Source organism: Sinomicrobium halophytocola (genome assembly GCF_052983395.1).
This window is the reverse complement of sequence record NZ_JBRKIT010000033.1, coordinates 1-11,992: the sequence shown is the minus strand read 5'-3', so window position 1 is coordinate 11,992 and position 11,992 is coordinate 1. Positions and strand designations below refer to the sequence as shown.

The following is an 11,992-nucleotide window of genomic DNA, read 5'->3' as shown; positions in this document are numbered from 1 at the left end:
ATCCTTTATCTGAAAACTCACCCCGCCTACACGCTCTATCTTCTCCAGCAAAACGGTGACACTCTCCGAACGCTTCAAAACCCCCGAAAATATCATATCCCTTTTACCGGCGTCATCAAACTTCACTTCCAGGTCATACCAGCGCGAAAGAATACGCAACATCGCTTCCAGCCTCATATCCTCAAACCTGAACTCGCCGTGTTTCCAGGCGATCTCGTTGGTTACATTTGCTGCTGTTACCTCCAGAGTTTCCTTACCATCCTCTACTACGGACTGTTGCCCCGGAAAAATTGTCCTTGTTAAAGCCCCATTGCTTACGCTGACCTTCCCCGCTACCAAAGTGGTCAACACCCGGCCTTCTTCACGATAACCCTTAATGTTAAATTCCGTGCCCAACACTTCTACCACCTGTTCCCGGGTATGTACCCTGAAGGGCGTATCATCGTGTCTGGCAGCAGGAGATACCTCAAAATAAGCCTCCCCGTAGACCAGCTCCACTTCGCGGGGACGGCCCTCTGCAAACGATACAGGGTATTTTATCCGGGTCTCCGAGTTCAACCATATCCCCGTACTGTCAGAGAGCTGTACGTAAAACTGCCCCCCTCTCGGAACTGTTAGATAATTATACACTGTCTCCGCCTCGGAAACCGATGCCCCCTCCCTATACACCAGACGTTTGCCATTGCTTTTCGCTTTGCCTGTAGTGTATGGACGGCCTTCCTCAAGAACTATATCTTCTCCGTCTTCCAGGGTAAGGACCGCTTTATTCCCTCCGGAGGTAATCGGGGTAACCATCTCCGTGTCCTTAACCGAAGAACCGTTAAAAATGCTTTCTTTAAAGATGAATCCTATGGACAACAATAGCAGGATAACTGCTACTGCTGCATATTTTATATACCGGGAAATAAAGCGTGGCTTCCCGGGGTGATCCACAGGCTGTTTATGTACCTGCACAGGTTCGAACGGCTTTTCCAGTCTGGAAATCAGCCGGTCCCAGGAGGCTCCTTTATCCAGGTTATCCTCAAAGCCGGCCTTCTGCCATGTCTTGTATGCATACAGGTAAGACTTAAAGGCACGCCTGTTCTCCTCGCTCTCCTCTATCCATGATGTCAAGGTCCGGAATTCATCCGCCCCGATCTCTCCCGTGGTATAGGCCGCTATCAGCTCCAATATATCGTCAGTGATCTTATCCATGACCGTATCGTCTATTTTATATATTATAATTTCCTAATATCAGGTGACAAAATTTAACATGAATCTTTCAGAAGAAAGTAATTTAATAGGTATACTGGAAAAGTATAAATCATAACCACAAGCATCCCCCGACGGTCTTTAACTACATTACCCTTTTTTTTGTAGTCGGTGTCGGAAAAAGAAAAAGCCCCGTTTTTTTTTGCAGTTTGGTCAATTTCCAGGGGTTGCTATGGTACAAAACAATCAATAAAAGCAATCTCACACACAATTCCGTCATAATCACTACCTCTCAATCTGTTTTGTATCTGCACTGAACTAAACCTATGAAACCAACATGATTAAATTAATCATTAAAGCACAAACACGCATAATTGTTTTAATCGTCGAAGCTGAGCGGCAGTCAGATGAAGGTTCCATCCCGATATGCTCCGGGACAAGTGGTGACCATTGAAAAAACAATAAAAAAACACATGAAATTGCTCTTTAGTTACCGGGTTATTAAGTTACTGAGTTATTCAGACAATACCGCGTAAACTCAATAACTTAGCAGTTCAAATCAACTACCTCGGGGCAAGCCCGCGAGGTATTCAAACGAGCAAACCTTAGTTCATTTCGATACAGAGCATCGGGGAATAAAACCCATTTAATGGGATTTAATAACTCCAACTATCGTATTGCATTTCTTGTGGGCTCACCATTTATGATACGCCACAAACCCAATGGGTTTTTATTCTGCAATTCCATGGGCAAATAATCCGGGTCCCAGTTTTGGTAAGCGACCGGTTTCAAAAACCGTTTAATGGAGAAGGGCCCGACAGCGGTAAACCTACTATCGCTTGTTGCCGGATAACCACCTCCATGCTGTGTTGCATAAAGTACCCGAACACCGTTGGAGAAGTTATTCAACATTAACCTACCGGCCATATCGGACACGGTTTCAACGAGTGCTTGATACTTATGCAAATCCTGTTTTTCTGCAAATATGCATGCCGTTAATTGACTGGCAAAATGTTGGGACAAAGCAGCCAGTTCGTCTTCATTTTTATACGTAACCACAATAGAAAAGGTTCCGAAGACTTCTTCGGACAGATTTTCATTGGCCAAAAACACCGGCGTGTCGGTTTTTAACACGATAGATTCAACTGAAATTCCGTCTCCCGGTTTTCCTTGTGCCAAAATCTCCACCTGATCGACATTCAGGGCTGCCGCTTTTCCCCTTCTGAAGGAATCTGCAATACTATCCGTTAATAATGCCTGAGGTTCCATTGCCTTTAATTCATTTTGCAAAACTGCTGAAAAAGAATTGAACTCTTCGGTTTCAGGGACAATTAATACTCCGTTATTGGTGCAGTACTGACCTGCTTTATCCGTTAAAAAATCTTTAAACCGTTGCGCAAATGCAGCCGCATTATTTTTCCAGTATGCCGGCAATACAAAAACAGGGTTTACACTTCCCATTTCTGCAAATACAGGGATAGGTTCCGCTCTTTTGCCGGCCGTATCGTAAATGGCCCTACCCCCGGAAACGGATCCCGTAAAGCCGACAGCTTTGATTAATTTGTGCTTTACCAGGTATTGTCCTCCCGCATTCCTATTGGAAAAAATCTGCCCGAAAAGCCCCTTGGGATAACCTGCTTTTTCTAAAGCTCTTTTAATAACCTGTTCCATGTAAACACTCGTTTTCGGATGTGCAGCATGTGCTTTCACAACAACAGCGCATCCGGCGGCGAATGCCGCTGAAGTGTCAACCCCGGCGGTTGAAAATGCAAAAGGCCAGTTACTGGCTCCAAAAACAGTTACCGTACCCAAGCCCTTCCCGATCGTTCTGAGATCGTAACCCTCATAATCCGAACCATGCACCTTCGTATCGATACGGATATCCAATACATGGCCCGACAACAGGGCTTCCGCATTCTCTCTCCACGCTTCTACCAACCAGCTCTTTTCAGCTCGCAGGGCCTCTTTCGGAAGGTGTGTTTCCTGATGTGCTATTGAAATGATTTCTTCATCTGAGTTTTCGATCTCACTGGCTATACTATGCAGTAAATAAGCACGATCTTTGACATGCTTATTTTTATACCACAAATACGCCTGATGGGCCTGTTTTACGATTTTGTCTATATTTTCTATCGAAGTAAATGAATCCATAACTTACCTTTTTGTTTCTTCTCTCAATATTGTGGCCGGGAAAATAATTCTATACAGACAATGTCCACCTTCGAGGTGCTCCTGCCACTATAAGACGACGCTTTTTCCGCCCGGTGATCTCATTCATAACCGCATCCTCTATTATTAGATATTATAAAAGATCAGAAACGGGTGACAAAAATTAATTTAACGTGACTTAATGTCGTCCGGGTTCTTTTTGTTTTTCTCCTTTCCAATGCCAGGGAGATGAGTTGTAAATCTTTGAACCTTGTAGTGTTTGGAAGACCTTCCGTTGGTCTTAGTAGGTGTCGTGACAGAGCAAAGCCCCCTGCGGTAGGAACATGTAGGTACAAAATGGTATGGCAACAGACTCTTGTTATGATTTTTGTGAATATGGTCATCATAGCAAACACGCTAAAAACAAAATGGAGAATCTACGAAATATTATAGATTCTTAGCATATCTCTACTCGCCCCCCTGTAAAATAGCCCCTTACTTATTTCGGTTACAAAACATCAAAGAAATAAAAAAATCAATTGAAAATCAATGGATTTCAAACGCTTACTATTTTTTAATAAAAAAAACCTATATTTATTATGATATTTTTCTTTCTTTAAAAGAAAGTTTTTCATCAAAAATATAATATAAATTTCTCTCTTAAATAACATTAGATAGCCTTATTATAATTTTTAAACTAAAACCGAAAATGATATGAAAACGCAAAATACTGTATTGAGAATCTGTACGGCCGTCTTTTTGTTTTTTACAATGATGAGCTGTGAATACATAGACATCCCACCAGGCGAACCTACGGAGCCTGACGAAGCTAAGGTGTACGTTGCCGGATATAAAGATAATGTAGCCATGTTGTGGAAAAATGATGGACCTCAATATCTTACTAATGGCGAAACAGGAGCTGCAGCCCAATCAGTAACTGTTTCGGACAGCAACGTATATGTGGCAGGGGTGAACAATGGTAAAGCCATGTTATGGGTAAACGGCAGAGCTCAGGCTCTTACTAATAGAACACAACGTGCTGTAGCTTCGTCAGTAGCCGTTTCGGGCAGCGATGTGTATGTGGCAGGGGAGAACAATGGTAAAGCCATGTTATGGGTAAACGGCGAACCTCAGGCTCTTACCGATGGGACACAGAGAGCTCAGGCATTGTCAGTAGCCGTATCAGGCAGCGATGTGTATGTCGCCGGATATCTACGTAAATCCGCCAAAACAGAAACAATAGCAATACTTTGGAAAAACGGCAAACCTCAAGCCCTTACCGATGGGACACAGGAAGCTCAGGCATCGTCAGTAGCCGTTTCGGGCAGTGATGTGTATGTGGCAGGGTTTGAAACTGATGTTCATAGTAGTAACTATCTAGCCAAGCTATGGGTGAATGGCAATGCTCAAGTTAAAGCTCATGGAGGTAAGGCTTTGTCAGTAGCCGTATCAGGCAGCGATGTGTATGTCGCCGGATTTGCATACGACCATAAGAACGACGTAAGCGCAGCAATGCTTTGGAAAAATGATGAATCTCAACAGCTTACTGATGGGAGGGAATCTCAAGCCCGGTCAGTAACTGTTTCGGACACCGATGTTTACGTGGCAGGAACTAAAGTTAATGAAGAAAACGATAAGGATGTAGCCATGCTCTGGAAAAATGGCGATCCCATTCAATTAGTTGAGGTTGATACCACTTTTTCCGCCCCTGTTACCGGTGCTATGAGCGTATTTGTAGAACAGTAACTGGTCAAGAAAGGCGGTAAACATAAAGGGGTTAGCTAATAAGAGGAATAATGGCAAGCGGAAGTATTTCTATGTGCTAAAAGTCCAACTGGTCACAACAGAGAATGGAATCCCTGTGGAGATGTACCTTCCCCTATCAAAGAATACATGAGAGAACGTATAGAAACCAGTATCAGCCTGATTACCCGTCCCTGATGTCAAAACATATAAATGCCGTAACCCCGAAAGGGTTTGTCATCAAGCTAATACTATTCGTTATGGCTTTCCAACCAGATAATTTTATTGAAAAACTGGAAACGCAGGTTATTTAGTATTCATTTTGTTTTAGCACCCCGTTCGAAGCCATGATATCCGCATTCGGGATCGGGCAGGCAAACTTCCTCGAATGTTTTTCCAGGGTATAGTGCACCGGGGACTCATGATCCAGTATGGTAGATGCATTATACGGATAAAAAGTCCGTGTCATCACAACATCATCCGAAGGGTCATCATTATTGTTGTAACGCCGCACATCAAACCAGCGGGTCACAAAAGGCATTTCCCTGCGGCGTTCTTCGGTCAGCTTAACTACTGCTTCCTGTTGAGAAGCTGCACTGAGGTATTTAACCCCGGCTGGCGCATCCGCATTCATCCTGGCCTCCCTGAGTTCATTAAGTGTTTGTATACCTTCCTGCCATGCTCCCTGACGGATCTGGCATTCTGCTTTGGTAAGGATCATTTCAGGAACCGAAGGACCGTTAGGGATTTTGCTAAAATCGAAAAATACATAGCCCGGATAACTATAAGGCGGGTCTATAAATCCTCTGTGATAGGAATAGTGTTCCACTATATGGTATTTATACCTCAGGTCATAGGTATGATCATAAAGAGCCAGCAATTCCCGGGAAGGGAAGTTATCTGAGATATCATCAGAATATCTTAAATAATAAAATTCCCCCCATTCCAGTAAATCGGTAGGGGCTGTGCCTGCAACAAAGCTATGCGTATATGGGTATTTCAACCTAATGGTAGTGGTGTCCGGATCAAAAATGGTCACCTCGTAAACTATATCCGAGTACCGCATCTCCGTATTGTAATTTCGTAACCGGTTGTATATTCCCAATGCCTTCTCTGCGTATTGCTGTGCCCTGGCATAATCGTATAATACCAAGTAATACCTGGCCGCAAAAGCATAAACCGCTGCCTGGCTGGCCCGCCATGTCCGCTTTTTATTGTTGACCTCTTCGAGTGAGGTGGTTAAGGTCAGGGCTTCTGTCAGGTTGGCATCGATAAAGTCCCAGGTTTCTTTAAGGGTTGCCCGGGCAACCGGTTCTTCAAAACCAGTCGTTTCTTTTATAGGGAGCCCCGGCTCTTCCCAGTTCGCCTCCGTATAGGGCAGGCAATACACATTGGCCAGTTGAAAATAGCTATACACCCGTATAAAACGGGCTTCCGCCTTGAGTTGCTGTTTCCTGTCCTCACTACCACTAACCCTGGGAAGATAAAACAGGACCAGGTTTGCTGTGAATATTTTCTTCCATTCGCTTTCCCAATACGCTATTTTCCCATTGGCCACATCTTTTCGTTCCCAGGTAGCATACTGAAGCTGGAATATATGAAATAAACCTGGCCTTGAATCATATAACTCCGTAAACAGTCCATAATCATCTGTTCCGAATACCTGTTCTTGTGACGGTTCCGCTGCAAAAAAATTGTAATTGTTCAACAGGCTTTCCAGGTCCTCCACAGTTTCGGGGACTACGGAGGATGTTTTGGAAGGTGGTTCTTCCAAAAAATCATTGCAGCATGTAAAAACACTTGCTACAAAAACAACAACTATAAATTTGTACATGTTCATCGGTTCTTGTTTTTTTATCTTCTTTATAAGCCACCCATCCGGCACCTAACAGCCTGGAAATATAAAAAACGGGGATCTTCCTCCATTAAAAACTAAAGTCCAGCCCGAAGGTAAAAACTGGTTGTGGTTTCAGGTTACCCATGGGATATTCCGGATCCTCGCCATAATCGTTAAAGAAAATCCCCCCTACATGATTGGCCTGTGCAAAAAAGCGCAGGGTGTATACACCGAGTTTAGCCCTTACATTTTTGGGCAAAGAATAACCCAGGCTGATCTCCCGGAACCTGATATGGGAAGCATTCACTGTTAAGTAATCGAGGTAAGGGGTGAACTCGCCCCACATAAAATATTGTCCTTCGGCATCCACAGGGACAGGTACAACTTCGGAAGGATCGGAATCGAGAACTTCGCGGTAACGCTTGTTCACATGGGTAACATTGCCGTCCCCCATCGGATGGTAATTAAACCCATGTCGCCTGAACACATGGCCAAACCTGGCGGTAATGATAAAAGAAAAATCGAAATCATAAACCTTCAAAGAGCTTATCAATCCCAATGTCCTCGGGGCCACACGAGTTCCCTGGTCGAACAGGTATTGACGTCCGTCTCCAGGCGGAAGGTTCTGAAAGGAGAATTTCTCATTATCCGGTCCGTAAAAAGAAGGGAGCAGGTGAGGGGCCGATACAGTCCCGGTATTGACCATACCGGCATAGCGGTACGACCACAAGGTGCTTGCATCATAACCTTTTACATAAGCCTCTGTAACGCCTTGGGAAAGTTCCGATGCAAAGTAAAAGTTTTTGTATAATTCCGTAATTTTATTATTATTATAAGAATAATTAACGCTTCCCGACCATACAATATCCTCACCCTTGATGGGAAGGACTGTACCCAGGCTGATCTCAAAACCCCTATTGGACATAGTTGCACTATTTAGCTTTTGCCGGTCGGTACCATGTACGGAAGGTATGGATTGCAGGGCGATCAAGTCCGTACTTTTCCGGTCGTAGAGATCCAGGGTTCCGTACAATTTCCTCCCAAAAAACGAAAAGTCCAGGCCCCAGTTAACAGTCCTGGTCCGTTCCCATCTTAAAGTAGGATTGCCATAGTCGGAAATACCGGCTGTGTTTTCCCCTGTATAAAGATCTGGTTCGGCATTGATGTTTATCAATGGTAGAAAGGACGTTGATTTGTCAACGTTTCCGTTATATCCATAGGTAAGCCGTAGGTTTAATCGGTCTATCCACTCCCGCTTGTCCATAAACCCTTCACGCCCCAGTTGCCAGCCCAGCCCCACAGACCAGAACGGGGAATAACGATATTCGGGATCGTCCGAGATCAGGTTGGAAGCATCGGTACGGTAACTCCCTGTCACCGTATACCTATCGTCAAAAGTATACCCCAGGTTGCCGTATAATGAAAAATACCGGTCTGTATCGTATTGAAATCCATGTGCGGTCGGGATTCTAAAAGAGTTCCCTCCCCAGTCTACCAACTTATCAGAAGGGGTTAACGACTCTACAATAGTCCGGGTCTTCTCATTATATCCATAAGCCAGGGGGTTTTGTGTAAATTCCCGAACCCTATCCGAAATTTCAGAACCCGCTATAAAGTTTATATTGTGCTTTTCACCCAATGTCCGGTCAAAGCTTAACTGGTTCCTGAAACTATAGGCCCGGACCCTTATTTTAGACTGGGCTAAAAAACCTCCCTTCGGGATATTGGCAACAGGAGACGTATCGTAATCCTGGTTCCACCTGGAAGTTGTATTTATATAATTCCTGACAGTAAACGATTCTTCAACATAATAGCTTCTACCTCTCGTATTGAACAGTTCATACTGTATTCTCGGGGAGAACATCAGACCCTCAAGCATCTTAAAGGTCAGCCCCGCCTGGAAACGGCTATTTAAGCCCGTAAGCGTTCTATCCCTGTTCCTGATCTCCGATATGGGATTATACGACCAGTCCGGGTACGGAAATTTGTCCATAGGCACAAAAGCTTCCATATTCGGCATGTAGTAGTGCAGGTAAGACATATCCGTCAGGCTGCCATCGGCATTGACCAGCATGTCATAGGGTTGAAGATCATGGATGAAATTTAAGTCCACCCCGTTAGTTTTTACCTTTTCATACCCGAGCATCCCCGAGAAATCAAAGGTAAGCCAGTCCTTAAGGTCGGTTTGGTTCTTATAGTTAATCAATACCCGTTCCTGTTCATCGCCTTTAAAAAAAGTCTTGCGGTCTTCCAATAGTATTGACAGTGTATTGGCTATATGTTCTCCCCCTCCCGAAACCGCTACATTATATTGTTGTGTTATAGGGGTTTCCAGTAAATAATCCCGGATCTGTTTTTGATTGTTCAGCCCCCTTAACCTTGCCAGGGTAGCATCCCGATCTTCCGGGGTGATCCGGCCCAACCTCGCTTCGTTCATCGCCGTCACTGCAAGGGATTGAGGGTATACAATAAACATTGCAGGGGGTAGAGGGTTTGATCCTCCCCCGAAAAGATCAGTATCAAAGCCCTTTTGTTCATAATCAATCACCTCGGCACCGGTGGCTATCGGGTTTACATAACCCAGGTCCAGCTTGCCCGAAGTCTTTACAAAGGAAGAAACCGAGACCCGTAGCTTTCCTTGCTTACTCTGTTTACTGGTCACCACAATAACCCCGTTGGCCGATTTGGCTCCCCAAATGGAGGCTGCAGCGGCATCTTTTAATACCGTAATACTTTCCACGTCGTTCGGATTAATGCTTTCCAGTCCGCCTTCTACCGGAAAACCATCATATACCACCAAAGGCTGTGCATCGGCCAGTAAACTCGACTGGCCCCGGACCCGGAAATTCACTAAACCATACGCCCCGACCGTACTCTGAAGGCCGGGCACCACCCCCACAAGCCGCTCCGCTACGCTCGAAGCCGGTTTTTCCAATTGTTCTTTTGCTACCGAGACAAAAGCCCCCGTGGCCCGTTCCCGGGATATGGTCTGGTAACCGGTAGACGCCAGCACGACTTCTTCCAAAGCAGTTACACTTTCTTCCAGTTGTACATCAATTACGGAAGAGCCTGCTTCAACAACAACTTCCCGGGGCGTAAAGCCCATAAAAGAGAAAGACAAGCCCCCTCCGGCAACAAACTCTATATGGTAATTCCCGTCAAAGTCGGTAACAACACCGTTCTCACCCCCCTTTACTAAAACCGTAACCCCGGGAAGCGGGTTTCCTTTACTATCGGTAACTGTTCCCCGGATATCAACTGTTTGCGCGGCTGTAGTTACTCCGGAGATCCCCTCCTTTTCTCTTACAATAATCGTATTGTTATAAAATTCATAGGAAAAATATTCCGGGGCCAGGATCTTATCCAGTAAATCCCCCGTCCTCATCTCTCCTCTTGCTATCTTAACGGGGGAGGCACCCTCCAGAAGAGCAGGACGATAAATAAATTCGTAATCTGTCTGGCTTTCGATCAGGTGAAAAACCTCTTTTACAGATAATACAACATCCGTATCAATACGCACACGAGCATCCTGGGAAAACCCTTCGTAACACCCCAAACCAAAGGCCACGGTACAGTAAAGAATAAAGTTTTTCATCCCTGCCAGCAGGAGCAATCTCCCCATCAAAACGGGCACCCTCCTTTCATTTAGTTTTCATATAGTTCGAGTGCAGTTAGTTAACCTTTTTTAATTATCACTCTATAAGGAATAGAACTACTCCGTGGAAAAGATGCTGGCTTTGTTCCTTTTTCTGTTTCTCTCCTGGTAAGGGAGAAGGACCTATATTGAGAGGCACTTCGAGAATCTCTTCATTATGTAGCCCTTATACGCTGAAATATGCTGTTTTATTTTTACTTTATAATGAGGGTTCCATCCTTTATCTGAAAACTCACCCCGCCTACACGCTCTATCTTCTCCAGCAAAACGGTGACACTCTCCGAACGCTTCAAAACCCCCGAAAATATCATATCCCTTTTACCGGCGTCATCAAACTTCACTTCCAGGTCATACCAGCGCGAAAGAATACGCAACATCGCTTCCAGCCTCATATCCTCAAACCTGAACTCGCCGTGTTTCCAGGCGATCTCGTTGGTTACATTTGCTGCTGTTACCTCCAGAGTTTCCTTACCATCCTCTACTACGGACTGTTGCCCCGGAAAAATTGTCCTTGTTAAAGCCCCATTGCTTACGCTGACCTTCCCCGCTACCAAAGTGGTCAACACCCGGCCTTCTTCACGATAACCCTTAATGTTAAATTCCGTGCCCAACACTTCTACCACCTGTTCCCGGGTATGTACCCTGAAGGGCGTATCATCGTGTCTGGCAGCAGGAGATACCTCAAAATAAGCCTCCCCGTAGACCAGCTCCACTTCGCGGGGACGGCCCTCTGCAAACGATACAGGGTATTTTATCCGGGTCTCCGAGTTCAACCATATCCCCGTACTGTCAGAGAGCTGTACGTAAAACTGCCCCCCTCTCGGAACTGTTAGATAATTATACACTGTCTCCGCCTCGGAAACCGATGCCCCCTCCCTATACACCAGACGTTTGCCATTGCTTTTCGCTTTGCCTGTAGTGTATGGACGGCCTTCCTCAAGAACTATATCTTCTCCGTCTTCCAGGGTAAGGACCGCTTTATTCCCTCCGGAGGTAATCGGGGTAACCATCTCCGTGTCCTTAACCGAAGAACCGTTAAAAATGCTTTCTTTAAAGATGAATCCTATGGACAACAATAGCAGGATAACTGCTACTGCTGCATATTTTATATACCGGGAAATAAAGCGTGGCTTCCCGGGGTGATCCACAGGCTGTTTATGTACCTGCACAGGTTCGAACGGCTTTTCCAGTCTGGAAATCAGCCGGTCCCAGGAGGCTCCTTTATCCAGGTTATCCTCAAAGCCGGCCTTCTGCCATGTCTTGTATGCATACAGGTAAGACTTAAAGGCACGCCTGTTCTCCTCGCTCTCCTCTATCCATGATGTCAAGGTCCGGAATTCATCCGCCCCGATCTCTCCCGTGGTATAGGCCGCTATCAGCTCCAATATATCGTCAGTGATCTTATCCATGACCGTATC

The 11,992-nt window shown here is 45.2% G+C and carries 6 protein-coding genes and 1 pseudogene; 2 read left to right on the top strand and 5 right to left on the bottom strand.

Annotated elements, in window-relative coordinates:
- Nucleotides 1-1,194: FecR family protein (locus ACVBDY_RS13495; protein WP_123218451.1), on the bottom strand; the 1,194-nt coding region annotated here is incomplete at its 3' end.
- A 666-nt stretch (nt 1,195-1,860) separates the two neighbouring features.
- Entirely contained in the window at nt 1,861-3,342 is a 1,482-nt protein-coding gene (locus ACVBDY_RS13490) for an aldehyde dehydrogenase family protein (protein WP_123218404.1), read from the bottom strand.
- Nucleotides 3,343-4,110: 768 nt separating this feature from the next.
- Between ACVBDY_RS13490 and ACVBDY_RS13485 the strand changes: the two genes are divergently transcribed.
- Together ACVBDY_RS13485 and ACVBDY_RS13480 are read left to right on the top strand one after the other, a co-directional pair.
- Nucleotides 4,111-5,085, top strand: coding sequence for a hypothetical protein (locus ACVBDY_RS13485; RefSeq protein WP_447175991.1), 975 nt, complete (start codon nt 4,111-4,113; stop codon nt 5,083-5,085).
- Between the two features lie 46 nt (nt 5,086-5,131).
- A pseudogene (locus ACVBDY_RS13480) lies at nt 5,132-5,396 on the top strand (hypothetical protein); the annotation flags it as partial.
- On the opposite strand, the gene ACVBDY_RS13475 reads toward ACVBDY_RS13480, so the two are convergent.
- The 3 genes from ACVBDY_RS13475 to ACVBDY_RS13465 form a co-directional block, all read right to left on the bottom strand.
- Nucleotides 5,393-6,922, bottom strand: a complete 1,530-nt coding sequence (locus ACVBDY_RS13475) for a RagB/SusD family nutrient uptake outer membrane protein (protein ID WP_123218401.1) — start codon at nt 6,920-6,922, stop codon at nt 5,393-5,395. The pseudogene ACVBDY_RS13480 and the gene ACVBDY_RS13475 overlap by 4 nt on opposite strands.
- Before the next feature lie 85 nt (nt 6,923-7,007).
- Complete coding sequence (locus ACVBDY_RS13470) at nt 7,008-10,541, bottom strand: SusC/RagA family TonB-linked outer membrane protein (RefSeq protein WP_123218400.1); 3,534 nt, start codon at nt 10,539-10,541, stop codon at nt 7,008-7,010.
- Between the two features lie 227 nt (nt 10,542-10,768).
- Nucleotides 10,769-11,992: FecR family protein (locus ACVBDY_RS13465; protein WP_447175990.1), on the bottom strand; the 1,224-nt coding region annotated here is incomplete at its 5' end.